Raw genomic sequence first — 25,746 nt, forward strand, 5'->3', positions numbered from 1 at the left:
TAATTTAAGTTATACTTATTTTCAACAATGGAAACAACAAAAAGCACGAACTATGTTTTTTTCGTTTTTTTGTGAAAGAAAAATAAGCTTAACATAGCAGCATTTCTTTTGTATATTTCGCAATTTTTATTGTTTTTAATTTTTGTAGTATTCATATTTATGGCGCAAATCCTTTAATTTTTCAACCAGCTTAAGTTCTTCTTCAGAAAGGTTTTTGGGGATACTAATAACAAGCTGAACATATAAATCGCCCGAACTGCCCGGTTTATTATATACCGGCATACCTTTACCCTTTAAACGGAGTTTGCTGCCCGGTTGTGAACCTTTAGGTACATTTAAACTTAATTTACCGGCAAGTGTGTTCACTTCTATCTTGCCTCCAAGAATAGCTGTATATAAATCAAGGTTTACCTTGTAAATCAAGTCGTTTCCCTGTAATTCGTAATTACTGTCGGGAAGCAATTTTAATTTTATATAAATGTCGCCAGGTGTTCCACCATTATATCCTTGTCCGCCTTTCCCTTTAATTCTTAACTCTTGTCCATCGTAAGCGCCTGGTTTAATGGTTGCTCTAAGTTTCTGACCATTAACAGTTAAAATTCGGGTTGTGCCCGAATATGCCTCGGCAAGTGTAATCTCCATTTCTGCTTTATAATCGCTTCCTTTTTGAGAAGCCGACCTTGGGTTAAATCCATTAGTCCTTCGATTGCTACCCATGCCGCCCATACCGCCAAAAAAAGCATTAAAGAAATCGGAAAAACCATTACCACCACCAAACATATCTCCAATATCACCTTCGTAGTAAAATGAGCCACCACCGGGTGCTCCGCCAAATTGAGAGAAATCGAAACCTCCTGCACCATTACCTGCTCCTGCATGTTGGTATTGTTTCCAGTTAACTCCCAGTTGGTCGTATTTGCGTCTTTTATTGGGGTCTTTCAACACCTCGTATGCTTCGCCAATTTCTTTAAAACGTTCCTCGGCCTGTTTATCCCCTTTGTTTTTATCAGGGTGATATTTCACGGCCAGTTTTCGATATGCCTTTTTTATCTCGTCCTGACTGGCACTTTTCGAAACTCCTAATGTTTTATAGTAGTCTTTATATTTCATATCCAATCAGTTTGTTTATATTTCCGTTAAATAGAAGCTTAAGATTTGATTTAATAAATAGACTGTGGATTGTTGACGCTAACGAGTGCATAAAACAAAAGAAAATGGTTGATGCAAAAATTAGCTTTCAACATAAACCACAAACTTTAACTTGTAACAAACACATTTAAGAATGTACCATCTCTGCGCAACCAAAAAATGTACCAATAGTTTACCGAGTCAAAATGTCCTAACTATGAGAATTTATTTTGACATACTGACATTTAGTTAGATGAAAAGGATATATAGCAGTGCTTGCATCGAATACAAAAGTTGCTTTATGCCTCGCAATGCTTGCAGTATGTTCAAGTTTAATAACAAATCACCAGTATTTCCCCAAAATAAGCATGATAATGGCAATATTCTGATGCCCATGTAAAACTGAAGATAAGCAAAAGATATAAATTCTTGCCAAACTTATATTTTCCCATTTCGTGAAAAGTATCACAAATACCTCTCCAAATCAAACTCTTCCACGTCATCTGTTTCGGATTCCTGTCTGGCTGATTTTTTCAACTCTTCCTCGCACCTGTCCAGGATACTGGCAACCTTTTGTTCCCCGCCTTCCACCTGGCCTATTAGCTGTTTAAGCAGGTCGGTTTCATTTACCGTTCTGATTATTTTAGCAGCTTTTACAATGTGTGCCTCTGACAATTCATGCAGGTGCGATTGTATGGCTTCTGACATTTCGGACAGGTCGTCAAAACTTGCCCCTGTTGCCAACACGGGGACAAGTTCCGTATCGTCAAATGGAAGCTCATCCCCTTCATTTTCTTCCTCGTCTAGTTGATATAAGGGTTCTATGTCCACATCAATATTTAGCCGGGCTTCTTCACGTGTGTAGAAAACCTGCTCCATTTCTTCCGGTGGAATGACATGACGTTTATTCGTATTCCACTGGGTGGGATTACCGGTATATTGCCCCAATCGGGTTTTGCTTATACCAACAATGCTTTCGTTATTTTCTGGTGTTTCAGCTTCGGTTTCCTGCACCTTTACGCCTTTCGCGCCATTCAACAAAAAATATCCTGCCGAAAGGATGCAACATGCCACAATTACAATCCCTGCAATATCAACCATACTTATCATCATTGAAAAGGTTGTTTGATATTCTCGTTAAAAAGGCGGATAATTTCGTCTTTGTACTGCTCAAAATGTGATGCAATAATGGCTTCCACGTAACCTCCCAAAGTAGCTTTGTCCCCTCCAATAGTTGCCATTATGTTTTTGAGTTGGCTAATCAGTTCTTTACTGAGATATACCGTGCTTTTTTCACTCTCGCTGCCCCTTTGAATAAATGAACTGATATAATCGGATGTGTTGTTTCCCGGTACAGGGGGGACATCCTTTCTTTTTCGCGAATTATTTGCCGGTGTGCGGTTTTCACCTTTCTGTGGTTTGTTGCCACCCGAAGCTACCATTTTCATAAATTCGTTGTCATCGACTTCTTTCATAATTTATAATTTCAGGTTTCCGGTAATTTCATTTAGCAATTCAATAATGTTGCTCCCCCGTGCTATTTGTTTGTCCGGTGGAAACAGTGTGGAGCGAAAAGGGCGTTGCCCGGCGCCGAGTATTTCTTTTCGGTAACGTTTGGTATCTGGGACCCGGGTTTTTAACAGAGGCAATTTCAGACTTGCAACGCCTTTGGAGTAAATATCATACAAAGCCGTTTTCTCCCGCTTATCGATAAGGTTCCAAAACAGGTACAACTGTTTTTGAGGATTGGCTTTAATCATTTCACCAATGGCCTTTGCGAAATTAAGGCTGCTTTCGAGCACCACCCGGTCGGCGCTTATGGGAACAAGGAATACATCCATTTCAGACAGTAATTTATACATCCCCGAGGTATTGACCGTACCGGGGACATCAAACAACACCAGGTCAATTCTTACTTTTGTTTGTTCAAGGAACTCTTCAACGATACTTATGGCTGATTCAGCAGAAGCTTTTAAAATAGTATAAGCTTTTTTATTCAACCGTGTGAACTGTTCATAAGCAAAAGCTTTTAGCTTACTGTCATTTGAAACGGTTTCTATTTCCCGCTCCCGCATTTGAAGGATACTGTATTGAGGATAATCGCAATCCACAACCAATACATTCAAATTTTTTTCGTAGTGCAGGTAACTTGCTGTTAATACGGTAAAAGTTGTTTTACCTACGCCGCCCTTCTGGGTGGCATAAGCCATAAACAATGGTTTGTTCATTTGTCTTTCCATCTCTTTTAATGTTTACGTTTTTAATTAAATATTTCGATATATGACTGCGCATTTATAGTTGCAACTGTGCGGTCCAATGAGCACTAATTCCTTCAAGCAGATATTTATTCATACATTCCTTTGTTCGTGTAAAAGATTATTCAACCGCTCCTTTAATTCACTGTTTTTGTGTGCCGTTATCAGGATATTTCTTTGCCTGTCTTTTCTTTCGATTATCTGCCCGGATAACTATGCGTTTCCATAATTAAGCAATTGTACATTTATGTACTTCTGCAAATGCGCAAATATGTATTTGTGCAATTATCCACCTGTTCATTTGTCCGGCAAAAAGCACATTTAACCAATCATTTTCCAACCTGTTTATCCAGTTACAAACACAAATACACCCACAAACAAAACCCAAAAAAGACCCTCCTGCCAAGCTGCGGTCAAACTGTCCGGCTTTGTCTGTATTTGTCTATTTCATAGAATTTTATCCCTGTTTACTTTTGCTGCCATGAATGGAAGTTGGAAACATTGGACTTTTGTCGGGAATTACCAACCGAACGATAGTGAAGGAATATTTGCGTCGGCAAATAGCAAGGTGTGTTTTGAGCCTCCCGAAATATTTTCGGTGGCTCAAAACTATCCCGCAAGGCGGGATGTTTTTTGGCTCCGAAGTCGCAAAATTTAAAAAAATGACAGAATGAGTGAAGCTGAAAAAAAATACAAAGGGGGGCGCAAGCCCAAACCAAATCCGGTCGTGGCAAATTACACGGTCAGGTTCAATGCTGTGGACAATGCCCGTTTTCTGGCACTGTTTGAAAAGTCGGGGATGAAAACCAAAGCCCATTTTATAGCCGCCCGTGTTTTTGACGAAACATTCAAAGTAATCCAAATCAACAAAGCGGAACAGGATTATTACAGCAAACTAAGCACGTTTTACAGCCAGTTCCGTGCTGTCGGGGTCAATTATAACCAGGTGGTAAAAGCATTGAACACCCATTTTACCGAAAAAAAAGCACTGGCTGCACTTTACAAATTGGAAAAACTGACCATTGAATTTATCCGCATGAACGGGCAAATCATCGAACTCACCCAGAAATACGAACAACAATGGTTGCAAAAATAAACATCGGGAGTTCACTTTTCGGGGCTTTGTCTTATAACCAGGAGAAGGTGGATGTGGGGGAAGCCAAAGTCCTTTGTTCCAGCAAAGTTCTTTTACCAATGGATAAATCGTTAACCCTGGCGTTTTGCATGCGAAGTTTTGAAAACCACCTGCCCAAAGACATTAAAACGGAAAAGCCTGTCGTGCATATTTCGCTGAACCCGCACCCGAATGATAACCTTAGTGATGAACAACTTTCTGCTATTGCACAGGAATATTTGGATAAAATGGGTTACGGCAACCAGCCTTTTGTAGTGTATAAACATGAAGATATTGACCGCCACCATATCCACATTGTATCGCTACGGGTGGACGAAAACGGCAAAAAAGTCAACGATAAATTTGAGTTCAGACGGAGTAAGGAAATCACACGGGGATTGGAACAAAAATACGGGTTGCATCCTGCTGACAAACAAAGCCGCTTTGAAACGCCGCAACTTCCAAAAGTGGATTATAAAAACGGAAATATCAAAAAGCAGATTGCCAATCTGACCAAAGAACTGGCAGGGTCGTATCGTTTTCAAAGCATAGGGGAATACAAAACACTTTTGTCTCTGTACAACATCGGTCTGGAAGAAGTCAAAGGCGAATTTGAGGGTAAACCACATCACGGTATTGTTTATTTCGCTTTGGATAAGAAAGGGAGAAAAAAAGGCCTGCCCGTTAAAGCATCGCTTATTGGCAAACAAGTGGGGGCAGAAAATCTGAAAAAACGCTGTGGCTACAATACCCAAAACATCAAAAAGAACAAATTAACGGAAGCGTCCCGACCGATTATCGAATCTGCCTTGGCAACATCAAAAACAAGGGAACAATTTATACAGCAACTTCAAAAACAGGGTATTGATGTCATGTTCAGGGAAAACAAAAACGGGCGCATTTACGGTGTAACTTTCATTGACCATAACCAACATACTGCATTAAACGGCTCCCGTTATGGCAAAGCATTTTCAGCCAATGCCCTCAACGAAAGATTTGGACAGGATACTTCCAAAGATATTCCTGGTGAAAATCCTAAAATTAGGGACAAGGAAGAAGGAACTGCCAACGGCATCTTCTCATTTATTGATTTTACAGGACAGGGAGAAAATTACGAGGAAGAAACTTTTATCCGTCGGATGAAACGGAAAAGAAAACGAAAAAAACGTTAGCATGAACAGTGACCTAAAAATAAAACCATTTTTGAAATGGGCAGGGGGAAAAACACAGTTGCTCCCCTGCATCCGGGACTTTTTCCCGTCGGATATAAAAAATACCGATACTTATATTGAACCGTTTGTTGGAGGGGGGGCGGTGTTGTTTCATATTCTTGACAACTACCCCGGTATAAAAAATGTAGTTATCAACGACATTAACCCCCGGTTGATTAATACCTATGTAATACTGAGAGAGAAATCGCTGGATTTACTTTCAGTGCTGGAAAGATTACAAAAGCAGTATTGGAAATTAAGCCCGATAGAACAAAGGCAGTTTTATTTGGGGAAACGGGAATATTTTAATTCAGGCGTTGCAGGACAAACTGAATCGGCGGCACTGTTCATCTTTCTGAACAAAACCTGTTTCAACGGACTGTACCGGGTAAATAAAAGCGGTATGTTCAATGTTTCGTACGGACAATACCGGAAGCCTTTGATTTGTAACCGGAAACTTATTACCAGGTTAAGTAAGCTGCTACAAAAAGTAACGATTTTAAACGGTGATTATGCCCATACCATCGCAAACTTCAGGGGCAATACCTTTGTTTATTTCGACCCGCCTTACCGTCCGGTTTCTCAAAGCTCCAACTTTACAGCATACAGTCCTGAAGGTTTTGACGAAAATCAACAGAAACGCCTTGCCTGTTTCTGTCGCTTACTTGATTTTGACAGTAAATGGATGCTCAGTAATTCCTGTCCGCCGGACGATAATTTCTTCAACGAGCACTACAACGGTTATAAAATCCGGCAAATCAAGGCAAGTCGCTTAATTGGCGCCAACAGCACAAGCAGGGGAAAAATCAGCGAATTATTAATTACAAATTATTGATTATGGCACAGGAAGACGATTTAAGGGCATTGGGTAAAATTATCGACTTTATTCGGGCGGTCAGTATCCTGCTTGTGGTCATTCATATCTACTGGTTTTGCTACGAAATGGTAACCGAACAAAACCTGGACATTGAAGTTGTGGACAAAATACTGATGAATTTTCACCGGACAACAGGGCTGTTTTCGTCGCCGCTTTACACCAAGTTGTTTGCCAACCTTTTGCTGGCCTTGTCCTGTCTCGGGACCAGGGGCGTGAAAGCCGAAAAAATCATCTGGACAAAAATAAACGTTAGCCTTGGCTTTGGGGTGGCCCTGTTTTACCTGAACTGGTGGATACTGGAACTGCCTTTGCCGGTTACAAGCAAATCAGCCTTGTATATTTTGTCCATTTCTGCAGGTTTTATCCTGATGCTGGTTGCCGGGACATGGATGAGCCGCTTGCTGAAAAATAACCTGATGAACGATGTTTTTAACAGCGAAAACGAATCCTTTATGCAGGAACAGCGGCTGATGGAGAATGAGTATTCGGTGAACCTGCCAACCCTCTTTGTTTACAAGGGGAAAAAGCACCGGGGATGGATTAACGTGGTTAACCCGTTCCGGGCTTCCATTGTGCTGGGCACGCCCGGTAGCGGGAAGTCTTATGCCGTGGTCAACAACTTTATTAAGCAGCAGATAGAAAAAGGCTTTGCCATGTATATTTACGATTACAAATTCCCTGACCTCAGTGAAATTGCCTATAACCATTTATTGAATCACCTGGATGGCTATGAAGTTAAGCCCAAATATTATGTGATAAATTTTGACGACCCCCGAAGAAGCCACCGTTGTAACCCCATTAATCCTGCATTTATGACGGACATATCGGATGCCTGGGAAAGCGCTTATACCATTATGCTGAACCTGAACCGCACCTGGATTCAAAAACAAGGCGACTTTTTCGTGGAATCGCCGATTATCCTTTTGGCAGCCATCATCTGGTTTTTGAAAATATACAAAAATGGTCAATATTGCACTTTCCCGCACGCCATTGAGTTTCTGAATAAAAAGTATGCAGAAACCTTTACAATCTTGACATCCTACCCGGAACTGGAAAATTATTTATCGCCTTTTATGGATGCCTGGGAAGGTGGGGCTCAGGACCAGTTGCAGGGGCAGATTGCCAGCGCTAAAATCCCCCTTTCGAGGATGATTTCGCCACAACTATACTGGGTGATGACGGGCGATGATTTTACGCTTGATATTAATAACCCCAAAGAACCCAAAATACTTTGTGTGGGCAATAACCCCGACCGGCAGAACATATACAGCGCTGCGCTGGGACTGTACAATTCCCGGATAGTGAAACTGATAAACAAGAAGCACCGGTTAAAAAGTTCCGTGATTATTGATGAATTGCCAACGATTTATTTCCGAGGGCTGGACAACCTGATTGCCACGGCTCGGAGCAACAAAGTTGCCGTTTGCCTGGGCTTCCAGGATTACAGCCAGTTAACCCGCGATTATGGTGATAAAGAAAGTAAAGTCATCCAAAACACAGTCGGGAATATTTTCTCAGGACAGGTAGTAGGTGAAACCGCGCGGGTACTTTCCGAGCGTTTCGGGAAAATCCTGCAAAAACGCCAATCCATGACCATCAGCCGTCAGGACAAAACCACTTCCATTAATACGCAATTAGACAGCATCATCCCGGCAGCCAAAATCAGTAATCTTACGCAAGGAGTATTCGTTGGAGCAGTGTCCGATAATTTTGATGAGCGAATAGAGCAAAAGATTTTTCATGCTGAGATAGTCGTGGATAATGAAAAAGTAAAACGAGAAATCGCTTGTTATAAACCAATACCTGCCATTGTTGATTTTACCGACAGGCACGGACAGGATATTTTGGAACGGGAGATTCATGACAACTACAAACAGGTAAAAAATGACGTTATCTCAATTGTTGAAAGCGAAATGCAACGAATTCAGAGTGACCCCGGGTTGGCGCATTTGATAAAAAGGAGGTGACGATAGAATGAAGCCATATTGCTTCCACGGCGTATGAGCAGATGTTGTTCGATATTCATTTCTGACTGTTTTTAAAGATTATTCTTAAATCGTTAATTTTATACTTTTTTTTGGAGCATGAAACGATCATGACTCCGATTTTTCGGGGACACGCACAAATCATTAAAATCATGCGAGTTCCATCTTATACCATTAAATACAAACAATTTTTGATAAAATGAAAAAGTTGTTGGAAATAATGGATAAGTATGTTGAGCTTTCAAAAGATTATATTGATTATGAAAAGCTTAACAATTACCTTATTACGCACCATTCAACAGCTATTGAAGGCTCTACACTTACGCACAGTGAGGTTGTACTGCTGTTTGAGAATGGTATTACTCCTGTGGGAAAGCCCTTTCCGCACCTGCTAATGGGAAAAGACCGCCTGGATGCACCCAAATATGTTCTTGAAATAGCTGGGGTAAAACAAAAACTGAGTATTGAAACCATTCAACATCTTTCTTCATTGGTTATGAAAAACACAGGCGCGTCTTACAATATCATGCTTATTTAAAGAATGTTGGAGATTTCTTCATTTTTCGCTTTTCCCGTTTGATATTCACCCTCGTCACAGTTGAGTAAAACTAATGCATTTAATACTTTCTGTGACCTGTGCGAGCCTTTGCTGGTTATAACAGACAATTCTTCGCGCTCCCCCTTTGTCAATGTTACTTTATATTTTTTCATGGCAGTTTTTGCCAAGTCACAAAATACACACGACATTGCAAAGTTGACATGACATTAGCATGCTACAACTCCCTGCCATCGCTACCCCGACTAGGTGGTGGCAGGGAAACTGGACCTATTAAAAAGGAAACGTACAAATTGATTTTTGGGCTACAGTATAGGCCATTGTATTTTTCTTAGAACGACCGAAAGTTCGTTTCGAATGAGAAATGAAGACTTCATTAGGTACCTTTTAGTAAACGAGTATGTAAAAAACAGAAAGGTAGGGACAAAAAATGTCTGCATTTTAATAATAGCGAAACATTCTTTGAGAACCTACCTTTCCTGGATTGGTATTAACTAAAAGGTGCTTTTGAAGAAAGTACGCTAGCTTACGAAAAGTAAACTCTTACTTTCTTATTTGGTTGATTATATTCAAGAGCTTCTTAACACAATCTTGGGTTGGCGAAAAACCACCTATTCTTTATCAAACCAGCCAATAGACTTTTACCCCCTATGTGTAGTTTACCTTTTTATGCCGTCGATATTCTTAAGACACATCTCTTTATATTCAATATTCTAAATAACGCTTTTGAGATTGCTAATACATTAAAGTCATCTTGATATTTTCCTGCACAACTATTCTACCCGAATTAATAATTTTGTTGTTCGAATGGGTATTGTTTTTGGCTCCCCACAGAAGTGCAACCAATTTTACCGGATTGTTTCTGAAAGTATTTCCAGAAATCTCAACATTGATAATTCCTCTATTATTAAGTAATATTTTATTCTTTTCTTTTGCTCCGCAATTGGTAAATACCGAGTTCAAAACTTTCAGGGTCCCTCCGATAGTTGATTCGTCGTACCCACCCCGGTAATAATCAATGACATTACTTTTTACATTGTTAAATCTGCAACTGTCAATGGTAAGGAATTCTGCGTTATAATCACCGGTATCGTCAGTTTCTGCCGCAAGTTCAATGCCGTTTGCACAATCTGAAATTTTGCATCCAACAAACGATATACTGTCAGCAAAACTTTCCTTATACGCTTTTAGTACATAATTGAAATCGCGTATGTCGCAATTTTTAACTGCCAATTTGTACAACGAAGACATTTTTTTCCGCAAAGTGGCAAACAAATAATTTTTGCCATTTCCTTCCATTGTGATATTCTTAAGCACTAGGCTCCCGAAGGGATTGGCCTGAAAAAGAGGCGTTCCATCCGGCCCGGTGTACACCAGCTTCACGTTATTGCCATCTGCTGCACGGATGGTCAGCTTTTTGCCGAAATTAATACTCACTGGGATGGTATATGTTCCCTCAGCCAGTTCAAAAATATCGCCGTCGTTTGCATGATTGATTTTAGCGGCAAGGTCATGCTCGTCCGCGGTTACTTTTATTATATGGGAAACAGGGAGCTGTTTTTCAACCACAAACCAATCACTGCCATATTTTTTGTTATTTAAAATATCAGGGTCTTGTATTTTCCCCTTTGCCATAGCCCCGACCCGGTTCATTCCAACACGACTGTTGCCAAACAAATCCGTATCAATTTTATCAAATTCAAATCCGTTATATGGCTTCAATGAATCCACCTCTGCTGATGGCAAGTAAATATCGTCGGTAAGCTTGCTAATGCTGAAATTACAATATTCAAATGTATTCGGAATTTGATTTGCAAGGCTTTTGTTATTGATGGCATTGCTTTTAAAAGTAATCCCGTCAAGCTTATCGTAAGCAATAATGGCAGGGCTCTTCGGAGCGTCCGTGTACACAAGATTATCGGCAATGACCGTCCGCTTAGGTCGAGCCGAGCGTATTTCCGATGCAGGAAGAACGTCTTTTTGATCAAGATTGGCACCGACACTGAACTGCCAGGGTGATTTACAATCTACCCACGTATTATAAGCTACTACCACATCGGTTACCTGGTTATAACGGTTCATTGGCGATTTTGGAATTCCATTCATAATTGCGAGCGGACTTCTGAAATTATCCCCTTTTAGGTTATAAAAATAATTGTTGGTCACCCAGTGGCCGGTATTAATAATCCTTATTCCACCTATATATGCATCTGCTGAATCGCCTATAAAATAGTTGCCATCAATGATGCAATAATTACCATGACGCATCACTAACGAACCTTCGCATTTATAAAATACATTGTTACGGTATTCATTAAAATTCGACTTGTTGGAAATAACTTCAACCTCACCGTCGCAATGGTCGAACAGGTTATTGGAAACCGTTGTATAACATGGAGTCATCGAGGTTTCACTATCTCCTATTTGAATGGTTTCGCCATGGGGCCCGCCTTTCCTGGGCCTCGGTCCGAAATGATTATTGACAATGCGATGATAACTATTTATGCTCTCGTTTCCTTTCAGTTGAACTCGAATAGTGGGGCCAGTGTTTGATTTCCCGATGATATTGCAATTACTAAGTTCGTTATGTCTTCCCCAGAATTCAACCCAAAAGTCTTGTGTGCTTCTTTGTGGCTGATTAAAATTCTCTATGACACAATTGGTAAACGTACAATGATTGGCCACTTTTTCCTTCGTTCTGAATTCAACTACAGCATCCGATGGCGTATACCCATTTCTAAAATACAAATCTTTTACGGTCAGATAGTCACCGCCAAATTTCAAAAAGGACTGTCCTTCTATATAAACTTCCCCAGGGGTTTCTGCTCTAAGTGTGATAGGGTGTTCCTTTGTTCCCTCACCCGAGAAATTGATTTGAACATCCTTCCATATTCCATTCGCCAAGACGATTTCATCGCCCGGTACAGCATTTGCTATAGCTTTCTCAAGCTCTGCTTTGTTTTTTACCAGAACCTGGGTTCCATTCTGTTGCGAAGAACATGAAAGTAGGCCTAGGATAAACAGTATTGGGAAAAATCTTTTTAAGAACATAATGATGTGATTTTTGGATTATACAGAATTTCGTTGTTATTGTCTTATTTCAATCAAGAAATAATATTTAGTGCTTCAGTACATTTATTAGTTCTGTAGCTTTAACTCTTTACTTAGACGACTTTCATGTAGTTCTATGGATAAATTTCAAACGATTAGTTGAGCTAATTTTGAAAATCATCTATTAAAACTAACTTTTGAAAATTACCACCAATTACATAAGAACAAGCCGGTATCTATCAAAATCTTTTTTAAGTATTTTGAATATTAATCTTTTACAAGTTTTATTGTTGCGGTTGCGAGTTCGTTCTTTTTAATGACTAATAAATATAGCCCCTGCTCCAGATTCGCAATATCCAAAGTGCTATTTAACAAGATTCTTTTAGATAGAATTTTTCTTCCAATCAGATCATAAACAGCTATTTCGTCCATATTATCTAAGGATATTCCTTGAATTGTTATTTTATCTGACGCCGGATTTGGGGAGATTCTAATTCCGGCGGCATTAAAAGGATCCTTAGCTACTGATGTTGTATTATCAATTTCTTTGATTCTGAAATCCGAAAAAAGCAGCGTTTCATCCCTCAGGTTATCAACATCCGATAAACTCCTGTATATTCCCCACTTGGGGCGTATAAATTCGGCATCCGTTTTCCATGTTCTTATCGAATTATTTGTGTATTCCAGCAGCATAGTTCCATCTCCTACTTTTTTAATCGAAATTGAATAAGCCCCATTTTCTCCATACAGGACGGTTTCAGTAACCTCTACCCAGGCTCCTTTAAATGGCGTTAAATCAACTTTTTTTAGCGTAATCTGATTGGTTGATTCTGCATACCTTAGTTCAAGCTTATCGGGATCTCCTTTTCGTGCAGTTAGCGTAAAAAGCGGCATGCCCTCATCCGGCCCGCCGACTGCCTTAAGCTGATGCAGATGGGTAAACGCAGAAGAGGCCTGAAAGCCAGAGTCCAATTTGAATTTCCACTTATACTCAACCGTTTCATTCTGTGTGCCCAAAAGATAATCCGGTGACTTTTTATAGGTTTTAATCTCAGTTCTCTGCCTGTCGAAATTAATGCAGCGGTCATTATCGGGAGTTTTGTGAATAAAAAACCGGAACACATAAGAATTTAATTCAGTATCAAATACCTCGTCAATGTGCCGGCCAAATTCCGGGTGGCTACAGTCCGGAACCTCCACAGCATCATATCCAGGCGCCAGCACAGAAGATATTAACTCGTAGGTGTCACCCGGACCATCTGCATTCAATACAACCTGCGAAAAAAGATCATGATGAACAAAGATGCAAAAAAGGATCACTAGCAATACTGTTTTCATCATATACAGCTTTATCCTATCTTAAATTTCGATAGACATCCCAATCTTTGCAATTTTTCTGGAATATCGTTCGTGAATGATTACAGAAAATAGCTAAGAACAGGACAACTACACTTATCATTTTATTTCGAATCCCCATCTTGCTTATAACCATTCTTATCGGCACTCACAGGCTTGTGTGTCTTTAGCCATTCCTGACCTTCTTTGGTTAGGAAAAAGTCCATCCACAAGTAGTACATTTTCTTGCCTTTGTCCACCGTGGCCCCGTGGCTTGAGCCAATCGGAATGTGCAACAATGAATAGGCTTTAAGCTCTGCAGATCGATCATCCGCATGTACGGTGATATCGTTACCGGTCAAGCCAAGGAACAACTGATCGAGCATAGGGTGTTTGTGGGCGCCAACCGCATCGGGTCCTTTGGTTTCAACGGTTCCAAGTGAAACACGGGGAATGATGTCGGCCGGAAGCACCGTGCGGCTGATGGTATTCGGGCTTTTAATTTTTTCGGTGTAAGGTTTGCAATCCTCAAATTTAGTAAAGTAGATGTCGTATTTATTTTGAGCCGGAAAGTTTTTTAAATCTTCCAGGTCCTGAGACGACAATTTCTTTGTAAACTGCACGAGGTGAACGGTATCGCCTTCAGGAACTTTTAAAGTAATCGCACCGCATGAGAAAGGAATGGCAATCGTTTCCGGAACAATGTCGTAGGTCATTGTATCTGCCTGAAGGGTTCCATTTCCCTTGATAAACAAAAACATACCCACGCTATCTTCTGGTTGTAAAAAGTTTTGGGAAAAAGGACCGGCGAATGAAATATGCTCTATTCGGGTACCCGCGATTTCTCCATGCAGCAGTTCTTCCCGAAAAGTTTGACTTCCATCTTGAAGTTCCATATTCATGGCTTGCACTTTAATTTCAGGGACTGACTGTGCCCGCGTTTGAAAACTAATCAACACAGTCGTCAAAACCGTAAAGAAAATTGAAATTTTATTCTTCATAATTTATGGTTCTATTTGGGTTAGCTTAAATTGATCTACTTGAATTTTTTAAATTCAACATAACTAAGACCAGTTTCCATCCTGATATATCGGACTCATCCATTCCAGGTTTTCATGGCTGAAGAATGGCGAGAGCGATTGTGCCATAGCGCTTTTTTCATCGGCATCCATGGGTTTGAAATTTCGCAATAGCTCGAGGTTCGATTTTACCACCTCAATCGATTCCATCCCTAAAACCAGGCCACTCGGCCCGTTTAGAGACAAGGCAAAACGGATCAGTTCAAGCGGATTGGCATTCGCAATGGTTTCTTTCGGACGCACGGATTTCATCAGCATCACCCCCATTCCCTGCTCCAGTGCAGCCGGTATGGCCAGTTCCTGGCGTTTTTGGGCTTCATTACCCCGCCAGTGGTTCATGGCAATCAACATGCTGTCGAAATTTCCACGTTCGGCCATGGCTTTCATCGCTTCGGCATTGCCATGGCCAGAGAACCCGATAAACCGGGTGACCTTTTGCTCCTTCAGCTTGTGAAGTATTTCAACCAGTTGCCCTTTCTGGCTGAGTTGGTCAACTTCCTCCAGCGATGCTATGGAATGTATTTTAAGCATATCGAGATGATCTGTTTGAAGCCTTTTCAAACTATCTTCAATTTGCCGCATGGCTTCATCCGGATCGCGAGGAGTTACTTTGGTCGAAAGAAAAATCTCTTTACGTCTTTCCTTAGCAACTTTCCCTACCCGGACTTCGCTGATCGCGCCATTTTTCTTGTTTTCGTAGATGTGGGCAGTGTCCCAATAGTAAAGTCCATTGTCGAGCGCGAAGTTCAACAAAGCAGTGGATTCATTTTCGTCGTCTATTTCGCAGAACCGGCTTCCCAAACCGATGGATATACGGGGTATCCGAACCCCCGTTTTCCCCAGGATCGCGGTCGGAAGACCTTTCGCGTTATACGGATCATCGCATGAAAAAAGAAATGGACTTGCCGTCAAGGCTATTCCAGCCCCAATGGTCCTTTTAATAAATCTTCTTCGATTCAATTCTTTTTCTTTCACTTCGTTTTGCTTGAGATTATCGTATAGTATGGACTTCCGTAAATTCAACTTTGCCTAGTTTCGACAGGTAATAAATCGCTCCTTCAAACCCCAGGTATTTTCCTTAAAAATCAGGTGCAAGCTGAAAATCACTCATCTAAAATGTCATTTTTGTAACGCCCCAAATCGGAGGACGGTTAAGTTCCGATGGCTAAGCCCACATTCAAGAACAAGCAAAAAAAGACATTCAGGAATTTTTTCATTTTTGCCCGTCTTAAAATGTTCAGTCTATTTCAAAAGGGTTTGAACAATAGCCAATGCCTGACCACACTTCTCCGTTATAACACCGTAGTTGCCCGCTTCCATCACCTCTTTCGGGAATAATTGCGAGCCCATTCCCACGCAGGTAACACCGGCGTCGAACCACTGTTTCAGGTTGTCTTCGGTTGGCGAAACACCCCCCGTTGGCATGATACTCGCCCATGGCATTGGGCCTTTCACTGCTTTTACGAAATTTGGTCCGCCTACCTGCGACCCGGGGAAGATTTTTACTACCTCGGCACCTAATTCGTGTGCTTTCCCAATTTCAGTCACCGACCCGCAACCCGGACTCCAGGCTATTTTACGTTTGTTGCAAACTTTTGCTGTACCCTCATCGATTAATGGGGCCACAACGAAATTAGTACCCAGTGCGATATACATGGCTGCAGTTGCCTCGTCAACAATCGAACCTACTCCTAAGATCATCTCCGGACAATTCTCTATGCTCCATCTATTCAACTCGGCAAATACAAGGGTGGCAAAATCGCCTCGGTTCGTAAATTCGAATAAACGAACACCTCCTTCATAACAAGCTTTTACTACTGCTTTGCATACTTCTACATCCTGATGATAAAACACCGGTACCATGCCGGTTTCTTTCATCTTTAGTGCTACTTCTATTCTCGAAAATCTTGCCATTTCTGTTTCGTGTCTAAAGTTCAGAATCCTAGTTATCGTGCTACACGCCCCGAAGCATCGCCCCCCATCAGTTTTTCGACTTCTTCAACAGTTACCTGATTAAAATCACCAAATACAGTGTGCTTCAAACATGATGCCGCTACAGCAAAATCAAGTGCTTTCTGATCGTCGTCTTCGTAAGTTAATAACCCGTAGATTAAACCGCCCATAAAGGAATCGCCGCCGCCAACCCGGTCAACAATATGGGTAATCTGGTACTGACGAGATTCAAAGAGTGTTTCTCCATCAAAAAGGACACCTGCCCAATTGTTATGGTTGGCATTTATGGAGCTTCGCAAAGTTGTAATCACCTTCTTTACCCGGGGAAACTTGCGGATAATTTGCTTCGAAACAGACTCATAGGCAGCTCCTTCAACATGACCACCGGTTACATCAACACCTTCAGGGTGAATATCCAGAGCCATGGCAGCATCTTCTTCGTTGCCCAAAACAATGTCAGTTCCGGCAACCAGAGCAGGCATCACCTCACCACATGCTTTACCATATTTCCAGAGGTTTTTGCGGTAATTCAAGTCACATGAAACAGTAACTCCCATTTCATTTGCTACCTGAATCGCTTCCAGACATGCATCGGCAGCGCCTTGCGAAATTGCAGGAGTAATACCTGTCCAGTGAAACCATTTAGCATCTTTGAAAACTTCCTTCCAGTTTACCATACCAGGCTTGATTTCAGCAATTGCTGAATGAGCACGGTCATAAACCACCTTACTTCCCCGGCTTACTGCACCTGTCTCCAAAAAATAAATACCAAGGCGGTCGCCTCCATAAATTATCTTATCGGTACCAACGCCGTACTTTTTCAGCTCCATCACACAAGCTCGTCCAATATCATTTTTGGGTATGCGACAAACGAAGTCAACAGGAATGCCGTAATTGGCCAATGATACAGCAACATTAGCTTCACCGCCACCGTAGGTGGCAACAAATTCTTTCGCCTGGGCTATTCTGAGATAGCCTGGCGTTGACAAACGCAACATGATTTCACCAAAGGTTACTACTTTCTTATTCATGATATTTTAATTTTAAATAAGCCACAACTTGATTGCCATCACTCCAATGGCCACAATTAGGATAAGTTTTATCCATTTTTCGCTTTTCTTCATCGTGAAATGGCTTCCCAAATAGCCACCGAAGGAGGTTCCAACGGCCAAAGCGAAACCAACTTTCCAGTCTATGGCGTCGTTTAAAATAAAAACCACTATCGACGAAACACTAAACAACAGTGCTACAAACACTTTAATACTGTTTGCATACCTAAGTGTTAACTGATTTATACGTGATAATACAAGAATCATTAAAAAGCCAATTCCTACGTGTATAAAACCGCCATAGATGCCAATAAAGAAGAAAAAGAACAAGCTGGTCGCCTGGTTTTTGGCAATCGGTATTGAACTGATTATTGCAGATTTTTTGTTGTTTAGCAAGATAGCAGCCCCTGTGGCGACCATAACGATGGATAAGATCCGGTTAAACAACTGGTCATCCATTTCGATTGCCAGCATCGAGCCAATTACCGAACCAACAATGGCTATACCACCAGCATACCAACTAAACGGATAGACAAAGATGCCCTTCCGTGAAAAATTTGAAACGGCAGCAATATTTTGTGCAATAATACCAATGCGGTTTGTACCGTTTGCCACAACCGGAGGCAGACCTAAGAAAATCATTAAAGGAAGCGTTAATAACGATCCCCCCCCTGCAACAACATTGATAAAGCCGGCAAAAATGCCTGCAACACTCAAAAGGGCTAACTGTATAAGACTTAATTCACTCATATTATATAAAACAGCCGGATACGAATACCCGATGTCAGTAGACCTTTTATGTATCCGGCTGTTGAAGCTAACTTATCAAACTAAACTATGCGATAGTGGTTTACGAAAAGTATAAACCACCATTAATATCAATATTAGTGCCGGTAACAAAAGTCGATTCATCAGACAACAAGTAAGCTGTTAAATCAGCAACTTCGCTTGCTTCACCTTCTCGACGAAGTGGAGTACCGGCAGCTACTTTTGTTCTAACTTCATCTTTTGTAAACCGATCATGGAATGAAGTGGCTATCATACCCGGGCACAACGCATTAACCCGAATATTCTTAGGCCCTAATTCCTTTGCCATAGAGCGTGTAAATGTCATTACAGCTCCTTTTGAAGCAGCGTAAACAGTTGAACCAGCGCCACCGCCATCACGGCCCGCTTGCGATGCAAAGTTTACAATTGAACCACCTTCTGTCATAAATGGAGCAACGGCTTTCGTCATGAGGAAACAAGTTTTCACGTTTAGATCCATTACGATATCCCAAAACTTAACATCTATTTCTTCAAGGGTTTTCCTGGCAACTAAACCACCTGCAACATTTACTAGTCCATCAATTTTAGCTCCAAAGGCATCGGTTGTTTCTTGTACAAAGCGAACTGCGTCCTCTTCTTTTGTCATATCGCCCTTAACAAGTATAGCTTCAGCTCCTATTTCCTTCACCATCCTCAGGGTTTCTTCCCCATCTTCCTGGCTATTGAAATAGTTGATCGCTAACTTAGCACCAGAACGGGCTAATTTTAATGAAACCTCGCGTCCAATATCCCTAACACCACCCGTAATTACAACCACTTTTCCTTGTAAATCCATAACTTCTCATAAATTTAAGTTCTCTAATCTTAAGGATAAGCAACGCTTATATTCCTAAAGCCTGTCCTCCACCAATCTGAATCGTTTCAGCTGTTATGAAAGATGCATCATCACTCGCCAGGAAAGCCACAACAGATGCAACTTCTTCCGGTTGACCTAATCTTCCTAACAAAATATTGTTTTTCCAGGAAGCAAATACCTCTGGCTTAGTAGATTTAATTTGAGCGTGGAACGGCGTATCAATGGTACCAGGAGATACAGCATTTACTCTGATTCCGTACTCGGCCAAATCTTTTGCCAATGCCCTTGTAATTGCATGAACTCCAGCTTTAGAGGTACCGTAAACACCAGCACCTGGTCCACCTGCATTCCATCCTGCATTGGAAGTGTAATTGATGATAGAGGCATTTTCTCCTTTTTTAAGATAAGGGATGGCCGCTCTTGAAGCAAAAAATACTGAATCGAGGTTTAATGCCATAACGAACCGGTAAAATTCAGTTGTCATCTCTTCAAACCTTTGTCTTCCACCTAAACCACCTGCGTTGTTTACCAGAAGATCAATTTTGCCGTATTTTTCTCCAATGGCTTTGATGTTGGAAGTAACGGCTTCTTCATTTGTAACATCAAAACTATAATACTCTGCATTGATACCTGCAGCAGTAAGCTCTTTTACTCTTTCAGCTCCCGCTTCGTCTTCTATACCATTTAAAACGACAGTATATCCTTCTTTTCCTAATCTTTTTGCAACTTCGAAACCAATTCCTCCGGTTGCTCCGGTAATTACTGCTACTTTTTCTCTTAATTCCATAATATTCAATTTAAGGTTTTGATTTTTTAATTTTCTAATTCTTCAACATTCTTAATTTTTCTGGCAAAGAAGTATATTGCCCCTACACCAAGTGGCACGAAAACGGCAATGCCGATAAATATTGGTGTGTAAGATATCACGGCAATTTTTGGCACTAAAAAGTTCATGATGATAACGGCGAATACCCCAACCATGCCGCCAAGGCCAGCCAACGAACCTACAGATTTCCCACTAAAGAAGTCGCTGGGCAGGGTTTGAACGTTACCGATTGCAAATTGGAACCCAAATAGGACTACAAATACGATTAATACAAACCGCAAAGCTGTTGTGCCAAATAATATAGTTGCTATTAACCCTAATACCATAAGGATCCCACCGATTACAATGGTCGTTTTACGCCCTTTATTGACCGATCCGGTTTTAGATATTATTCGACCGGAAACATAACCGCCGGCAATACTGCCAAGAGCCGCGCCTACATAAGGAAACCAGGCAAACATACCAACTTCCTTGACGTTGAAATGGTAAACATCGAATAAATAGATAGGCATCCAACCTACAAACAACCACCATATTGGCTCAAGGAACAAACGCCCTACCACGATAGACCATGACTCCCGGTGTGACAGAATCTGTCTCAGGCTTAAACCTTTTGTATTTTCATCTGAATTTTGGTCGGCTTTACTTTGTCCTTTAAGAATGTAGTCATGCTCTTCTTTCGTAATCCATGGGTGCTTTTTGGGGCCTGCTTTGTTAATTATTAACCAGGGAATTATCCACATCATACCAAAAGTACCAACAATCATAAAAGTGGTTCTCCAACCATAAGCTACAAATAAAGTAGCAATAAGTGGTGGGGCAATTACAGAACCTATCGATGCCCCGGCATTAAATAATCCCTGGGCAATGGCCCGTTCTTTGACCGGGAACCATTCAGCATTACTTTTTACAGCTCCAGGCCAATTACCAGCTTCTGAAATACCAAGGGTACTTCTGAAAATACCAATTGATATAATTCCTCGTACGGTAGAGTGTAAGAAAGAAGATAATCCCCAAATACCAATACTTAACACATAGCCTATCCTTGTCCCGACTTTATCAAAAACTTTACCGGAAAAGAGCTGGCCAAGAGCATAGAAAACCATAAAGATATTTAGTATTAAACCATAATCTCCTTTCGTAAGATCCAATGATTGAGCAATCGAACCTTCAACATCTTCACCGCCCCACATTATTGAAAGCGTGCTTCTGTCAATATAATTAATTACCGTTGCCAGAAATATCAGTCCGATTATCCACCAACGTAGCCCTTTTAGTTTCATAGCGTTACTTTTTATTTCCAAAATATGAAACAGCACTACCATCAAGGAAATCTTCCCTTACAGGACTAAAAACATCGATAAGTATCCCTGCCTCAAGGCATAGTGCGCTATGTAATAAATTTGGTTCGATATAAACTCCATCTCCAGCTTCTACTATTTGTTTTTCACCGTTAATGGTAAACTCAAACTTTCCACTTACGCAATAGGTTGCCTGGGTATGGAAATGCTGGTGAGGTGAGCCAACAGCTCCTTTTTCAAAATTTACCTTTACCATCATAATCTGGTTGTCGTAACCCAAAATCTTTCGTTGGACTCCGCCTCCCAAATCTTCCCATTTTATTTCATTCTCTTTTAAAAACTTTTTACTTGCCATGTTTTAGTATTTAATTGATTATTAGTTTATAATTTCCTTTCCACTTGTATTCAGAGCCTTGTATCTTAACTTCATGGTCCTGATTGGCTGCAGGATGATTTGCAACCAGTAGTAACAGAGTCGAACCATCTTTTAGATCGAGTTGAACTCCTGTTATGGCTTCATTCTGAAGTACTAATTTCATATTCTTAAGTGAGCTATCCGCATTTAAGACAGCTTCGCTTCCGGGATTGTAATGACCATGCATTTCAAGTACGTTGAAAAAGGTATGGTCTTGAACGCCTTTTTGCCTAATCATCAAACCCGGTTCTGCCCGTAAATTGAAATTAGGATCGTTGGCACCGATTCGGGTGAAAAAGAACTCTGTATTCGGGTCCGTCAGATTCGACCAGGTATAAAATCGTTTGTTATTTCTCCAGGTGGTCGAGGTCATTCCATTTAATTTGTCGGCCGAAGCTTCGACCCAAAGGTGCTGGTATCCGTTTGCTGTACCCAATACTTTCATGTCGGTCAATGCTTTCTCGTAAGGAAAATTGGTCGTCATGATTTGTCCCTGGTAATACAGCGGAAGGTCGCATACGGATTCCCCATCCTTTTTTTCGACCCGGAATATATCTATGACAAAACGGCCGTGTTGATTATTTACCAAGGCCAGTGTCCGCTGTAAAACCGCATTTTTGTAACAATTGGAATCAACCGCTGAAACAATCTGGAAAGCTGAGTCTTTCATGTCGGCAAAGAGTAAATCAGGATGAAATTTGTCCGCTTCTTTTACTTTTCCGTCAAAGTCAGATTTTTGATCCAATACCAAAGTGTTGTGTGCAACTGTTTGTTTGGCCCAGGTGGTGTTTTCTTTGAGATAACGCCCCCCTTCCTTGGCCTCCACGTTCATAAACCGTGCGGATCCGTAGTCGGACACAATTTCATTTCCGGCATCATACAGGCAAAAGGACAGGCGGTCGAAATGCCCGTGACCCATGCCCTGCGACGAGAATTTGTAAACAAGTGATGTTTGGGCAGAAGAGCTTCCGGTTCTCAGTAACGCCAATCCTCCATCTTTACCGTTCGGGCCATCACCGATAAGGGTTGAAGTCCGTTTAAATGGCTCACATTTGCCTTCTGCCAAACTACGGGCAACTTTTAATCCCTGCATGCTCAGCATTACTGAACCATTCTTTTGGGCCACATCCAGCAACTGCCTGTTGCCGGTATTCGCGAAAGTAATGTTTGAGGCAAAAACCATTTCAGGCGTGATCCACGACTTTTCTTTCATGTCGTCATTCAACGGATAGAAGTGACCATTGGTGTTGGTAAGCTGCATGAGCATTAAAACCGCTTTGTTGAGTACACCATTCCGATATTCAAAAATTTTCAGAGCGGGTCGGTTATTTTCTAACGCCTGTGCAAAAACCATGAATGGCAATAAGGCATATCGCTCGTAATATGGTCCTTCTGCATAATATCCATCCGGCGAAAAAAGTTCTTTTATTTGTCGCATGAATCCACCTGTACTATCCAGCTTGGTGCTGTACAAGGCTTCCTGCACCCACTTTGGTTTGTTCATCACCAAACCAGCCATACCAACACCGGCATCAGCCCAGGTGGCATGATTGTGTACCCTGTTGAACATGTAGGCATCATCTTTGGTGAAAAACCGAACGATATTCGTAAACAAATTGGTTTCGATATCATTGCGCTGGCTATCTGTCAAAAATTCATAAATACAGTCGTAGGCTTGAATTGTATAGACAAGCCAAACTGAATCATTCAAACCCTGCCAGAATAATTTGCCAGGCGACTGGTTTTTATGCGCTGGGTGCAAGCCTAGTGTAGGATACATTTTGGCATAAGCCAACAGCATGTCCCTAACAAAGATGGCGTACTTTTTATCTCCGGTCAATTGATAAACCAGCCCTGCATTGTACATTGCTTTGTAATTGTAGGTATGCTGAATGTGCGTGTAACCTCCTGCAGGATCTTTAGGTATGGGTACCTTGATTCCGGATGCGATAGCTTCATCTGCAAATTTCTTTGCCTCTTCAAAGGATTTCTGCAACAATGGATATTTTGTCAATCCATCTTTCAATTCAGGTACCGAAGACTTCTGCAGGATCAAACAGGGGTGATAGATTGTTTTGGCAGAAGCTTTTGTTCCCACATTTAAAAATGCGAAACAGATTAAAATAATATGTACATACCGTATTTTCATGGCTTTATTTTTTTGAATGATGAGTTAATCCCGTCAGTTCATATTCCTTGCTATTGGAGACTACTGTGCCTTTTTGATATTGGCAATTTTGAAAAAAGGATGCCAGTACCAGTACGAACAGATAAACTGATGTGTGTCTCCTATTCATCACTATTTGCTAAGTTTTATTGAATATTGTTGCTGTTTATCATTCACCCGCAGTATGAATAATTTTGGGAAATTCCGGACAGAAGTGATATACTGTCGATCATGAATTCTTGATACCGACAGAAGACTCCCGTCCAGCGAAAACGACGAAATCGTCCGGTCGCCTTCATTCCCAAAATTGATTATTAACTGTCCATTGATGTATGATAATTTGTAAGATGGTAATTCATGAATGGCAGACAATGTAGTGGCCGCATATGATGCTCCCACATCATCTCTCGTTAGCGGGTGGTTGGTGATGACAGCAGATGATTGCTGATCACAGCCAACATCTTTCAGTACTGATGGACGTAACTGACCGTCAATATCTACGCTCAACGTATCAAAAACACCAGCCACAGCAGCTCCAATAACCGGATTCTCAGACGTTGGCCGCTGAAAACCATCCTGATGAAACATCGGCAACGAAACTCCGGTTACAAATCCGCTCGGGTTAGACATTCCTGTTGTTGTGGCATTGGTCATATTGCCCTGCCAGGTAATTCCTGCTGAGGTATCATATTCCTTAACGACCTCATCGGAACTGTTGGAAGTAATGACCAGGTTATTTTCAATGTCTGAATTAACAGGCGGTAGGGATTTTTCATCATCAACCCCAGCACCAATGGCAAATGGTTCTTTGCAGTTAATAATGGTGTTAAACCCCACCTCCGCATCTTCCACCTGCCGATAGCGGTTTGCAGGTGAATTAGGGACTCCGTTTGCCAGGCATATAGCTGCCCGGTAGGATGTTCCCCTTAAATTTTCAAGGTAATTGTTAAACACCCTGTGTCCTGGGCCAATGATGCGAATACCACCACAGTCCTTTCCCTCATCTCCCAAAAAGAAGTTACCATATACCCAGCAGTCAGAACCATGGCGCAAGGTCAATGTTCCCTCACAGTTCCTGAACGTATTGTACCGATAACGATTCCCGACCGATTTGTTGGATATAATTTCTATTTCTCCATCACATTCTTCAAATAAATTGTACTCAACGATGCAATTTGAGGAATAACTTTCCCATTCGCTGGTACCAATCCGTATACTTTCTGCACCATTAGTTCCCAATTCAGGACGGTGCCCAAAATAATTGTGATCAATCCGGTGATAGTCCGGGGTCGCATCGAGCCAAACCACCAAAGTTGTACCGGAATTGGTCTTTCCCGAAAACGAACAGTGGTCAACACGATTGTAGGTACCATAAAGTGAAACATATTTGGTATCTGTCGTTTTACTGGCCGGGTTGTAATCCTGAATAGTTACATTGGTTAATCGGCAATGGTCTGCTTCTGAAGAACCATCCCGAAATTCGATGATGGAACCTTCTCTGGCACTTTCACTTTCCTGAAAAATAAAATCCCTGACAACCAGGAAGCTTCCGGTTATTTGCATTCGCGAGGTTCCTGAAAAAATTGTGCTTCCCGGTTCTTCGGCCATAAAAACAATTGGATTTGACTCGGTGCCATTTCCTTGAAAAACCACCTCTTCATTCATCCAGGTCTTTGATGCCAACAATACGGTATCCCCCGGCAGAAGGCCGGAAGTCACATTTCCCAACTGAAACTTGCTATCAACATGATATACCATAGCACTTGAATAGTTCCAGGACAGTAATAAAATCAATATGATACCGATAATCTTTTTCATAT

At 41.3% G+C, this 25,746-nt stretch carries 23 protein-coding genes; 5 read left to right on the forward strand and 18 right to left on the reverse strand.

The annotated features are described in order from the left end of the window. Window positions 1-135: 135 nt before the first annotated feature. The 4 genes from AC060N_RS14655 to AC060N_RS14670 all read right to left on the reverse strand — a co-directional run bounded on the left by AC060N_RS14655 (window position 136) and on the right by AC060N_RS14670 (window position 3,368). Window positions 136-1,110: a DnaJ C-terminal domain-containing protein gene (locus AC060N_RS14655; protein ID WP_479524471.1), complete on the reverse strand. Its 975-nt coding sequence runs from the start codon at window positions 1,108-1,110 to the stop codon at window positions 136-138. Window positions 1,111-1,593: 483 nt separating this feature from the next. Further along, entirely contained in the window at window positions 1,594-2,229 is a 636-nt protein-coding gene (locus AC060N_RS14660; RefSeq protein ID WP_479524472.1) for a hypothetical protein, read from the reverse strand. An 8-nt stretch (window positions 2,230-2,237) separates the two neighbouring features. Further along, a complete protein-coding gene (locus tag AC060N_RS14665) occupies window positions 2,238-2,603 on the reverse strand; it encodes a DUF3408 domain-containing protein (protein ID WP_479524473.1) in 366 nt (121 codons plus the stop codon). Between the two features lie 3 nt (window positions 2,604-2,606). After that, window positions 2,607-3,368, reverse strand: coding sequence for a ParA family protein (locus AC060N_RS14670; protein WP_479524474.1), 762 nt, complete (start codon window positions 3,366-3,368; stop codon window positions 2,607-2,609). Between the two features lie 685 nt (window positions 3,369-4,053). Here AC060N_RS14670 and mobA point away from each other — a divergent pair. The 5 genes from mobA (at window position 4,054) to AC060N_RS14695 (ending at window position 9,108) form a co-directional block, all read left to right on the forward strand. Next, entirely contained in the window at window positions 4,054-4,479 is a 426-nt protein-coding gene (gene mobA, locus AC060N_RS14675) for a conjugal transfer protein MobA (RefSeq protein WP_479524475.1), read from the forward strand. After that, a complete protein-coding gene (mobB, locus tag AC060N_RS14680) occupies window positions 4,464-5,669 on the forward strand; it encodes a conjugal transfer protein MobB (protein WP_479524476.1) in 1,206 nt (401 codons plus the stop codon). Before mobA ends, mobB begins: the two co-directional genes overlap by 16 nt. Before the next feature lies 1 nt (window position 5,670). Continuing rightward, window positions 5,671-6,543: a DNA adenine methylase gene (locus AC060N_RS14685; protein WP_479524477.1), complete on the forward strand. Its 873-nt coding sequence runs from the start codon at window positions 5,671-5,673 to the stop codon at window positions 6,541-6,543. Between the two features lie 2 nt (window positions 6,544-6,545). After that, window positions 6,546-8,552, forward strand: coding sequence for a conjugal transfer protein MobC (gene mobC, locus AC060N_RS14690; protein ID WP_479524478.1), 2,007 nt, complete (start codon window positions 6,546-6,548; stop codon window positions 8,550-8,552). A 217-nt stretch (window positions 8,553-8,769) separates the two neighbouring features. Next, entirely contained in the window at window positions 8,770-9,108 is a 339-nt protein-coding gene (locus AC060N_RS14695) for a hypothetical protein (RefSeq protein ID WP_479524479.1), read from the forward strand. Here AC060N_RS14695 and AC060N_RS14700 read toward each other — a convergent pair. From AC060N_RS14700 to AC060N_RS14765, 14 genes are all read right to left on the reverse strand, one after another. Continuing rightward, the gene (locus tag AC060N_RS14700; RefSeq protein WP_479527001.1) at window positions 9,105-9,281 is read right to left on the reverse strand and encodes a hypothetical protein; all 177 of its coding nucleotides are present in this window, start codon (window positions 9,279-9,281) and stop codon (window positions 9,105-9,107) included. The genes AC060N_RS14695 and AC060N_RS14700 overlap by 4 nt on opposite strands. A 580-nt stretch (window positions 9,282-9,861) precedes the next feature. Continuing rightward, entirely contained in the window at window positions 9,862-12,177 is a 2,316-nt protein-coding gene (locus tag AC060N_RS14705; RefSeq protein ID WP_479524480.1) for a chondroitinase-B domain-containing protein, read from the reverse strand. Between the two features lie 267 nt (window positions 12,178-12,444). After that, a complete protein-coding gene (locus AC060N_RS14710) occupies window positions 12,445-13,518 on the reverse strand; it encodes a T9SS type A sorting domain-containing protein (protein WP_479524481.1) in 1,074 nt (357 codons plus the stop codon). Window positions 13,519-13,637: 119 nt separating this feature from the next. Further along, entirely contained in the window at window positions 13,638-14,513 is an 876-nt protein-coding gene (locus AC060N_RS14715; RefSeq protein WP_479524482.1) for a cupin domain-containing protein, read from the reverse strand. 63 nt (window positions 14,514-14,576) lie between these two features. Further along, the gene (locus AC060N_RS14720; RefSeq protein WP_479524483.1) at window positions 14,577-15,614 is read right to left on the reverse strand and encodes an aldo/keto reductase; all 1,038 of its coding nucleotides are present in this window, start codon (window positions 15,612-15,614) and stop codon (window positions 14,577-14,579) included. A 219-nt stretch (window positions 15,615-15,833) separates the two neighbouring features. Further along, entirely contained in the window at window positions 15,834-16,505 is a 672-nt protein-coding gene (locus tag AC060N_RS14725) for a bifunctional 4-hydroxy-2-oxoglutarate aldolase/2-dehydro-3-deoxy-phosphogluconate aldolase (protein ID WP_479524484.1), read from the reverse strand. Between the two features lie 32 nt (window positions 16,506-16,537). Then, window positions 16,538-17,575 carry a PfkB family carbohydrate kinase gene (locus AC060N_RS14730; protein ID WP_479524485.1) on the reverse strand — a complete coding sequence of 346 codons (1,038 nt, stop codon included), beginning with the start codon at window positions 17,573-17,575 and terminating at the stop codon, window positions 16,538-16,540. Window positions 17,576-17,587: 12 nt separating this feature from the next. Beyond that, window positions 17,588-18,343, reverse strand: coding sequence for a sulfite exporter TauE/SafE family protein (locus AC060N_RS14735; RefSeq protein ID WP_479524486.1), 756 nt, complete (start codon window positions 18,341-18,343; stop codon window positions 17,588-17,590). Window positions 18,344-18,443: 100 nt separating this feature from the next. Further along, the gene (locus tag AC060N_RS14740) at window positions 18,444-19,196 is read right to left on the reverse strand and encodes an SDR family NAD(P)-dependent oxidoreductase (RefSeq protein ID WP_479524487.1); all 753 of its coding nucleotides are present in this window, start codon (window positions 19,194-19,196) and stop codon (window positions 18,444-18,446) included. Window positions 19,197-19,242: 46 nt separating this feature from the next. Next, window positions 19,243-20,004, reverse strand: a complete 762-nt coding sequence (locus tag AC060N_RS14745) for an SDR family NAD(P)-dependent oxidoreductase (RefSeq protein ID WP_479524488.1) — start codon at window positions 20,002-20,004, stop codon at window positions 19,243-19,245. A gap of 26 nt (window positions 20,005-20,030) precedes the next feature. Further along, window positions 20,031-21,326, reverse strand: a complete 1,296-nt coding sequence (locus AC060N_RS14750) for an MFS transporter (protein ID WP_479524489.1) — start codon at window positions 21,324-21,326, stop codon at window positions 20,031-20,033. Window positions 21,327-21,330: 4 nt separating this feature from the next. After that, entirely contained in the window at window positions 21,331-21,699 is a 369-nt protein-coding gene (locus tag AC060N_RS14755) for a cupin domain-containing protein (RefSeq protein ID WP_479524490.1), read from the reverse strand. A gap of 10 nt (window positions 21,700-21,709) precedes the next feature. Continuing rightward, complete coding sequence (locus AC060N_RS14760; protein ID WP_479524491.1) at window positions 21,710-23,908, reverse strand: heparinase II/III domain-containing protein; 2,199 nt, start codon at window positions 23,906-23,908, stop codon at window positions 21,710-21,712. A 150-nt stretch (window positions 23,909-24,058) separates the two neighbouring features. Next, complete coding sequence (locus AC060N_RS14765; protein WP_479524492.1) at window positions 24,059-25,744, reverse strand: polysaccharide lyase 6 family protein; 1,686 nt, start codon at window positions 25,742-25,744, stop codon at window positions 24,059-24,061. Window positions 25,745-25,746 lie beyond the last annotated feature (2 nt).

It is taken from the genome of Prolixibacter sp. DSM 2831 (assembly GCF_056493735.1).